A 557-nucleotide genomic window follows, 5' to 3' on the forward strand; every position below is an offset into this window, starting at 1 on the left:
GTAGCCCTCGCCGGAAAACGGCGAGGCGGCAATCACCGCCTCAATGTGGGTCAAAAGATGGGCGTCACTGCACGCACCCTGCGGCCCCCGTCGCTTCGGAGCACGCCCCGCGTTGGCGGCCTCGGCGCCATCTGTCGCAGAACGATGCCGGTAGACTGTCGATCGGGGCACGCCCCAGGTCCTGCAGATGCGGGACATACCAAAGCGGCGGTGCGTGGAGATCGAATGCGCCCGACTCATTTCTTCGATCTCCGCCGGGCCAAAGGGCGGCCGCCCTCCAGCTTGTCGATCTTGGCGTAGAGCAGTTCATTGTCCATGGTGATCTCGCCCACCTTGGCCTGCAGCCGCGCGATCTCTTCATCACGGGCGTCACGCTCGCGCTCCTTCAGCGCGCTCTCCGCCCCCATCAGGACCTTGTCGCGCCACTCTGTCAGGCGGTGAACCGGAACGTTCTCCTCCCGAGAGACCGCTTCGAGGCTCTCCCCGCGCAGCAGACGTTGTACAATCGCTAGTTTCCGTTTCGCCGAAAAGCGCTTCGCACCACCGGCCACGGCCCC

Annotated in this window: 1 protein-coding gene; it reads right to left on the reverse strand. The window is 65.4% G+C overall.

Annotation, left to right across the window (positions count from 1 at the left end):
- Positions 1-236: 236 nt before the first annotated feature.
- A partial coding sequence (locus ACH107_RS33410; RefSeq protein ID WP_412509872.1) for a transposase occupies positions 237-557 on the reverse strand: 321 nt, incomplete at its 5' end.

It is taken from the genome of Roseovarius halophilus (ex Wu et al. 2025) (assembly GCF_047086965.1).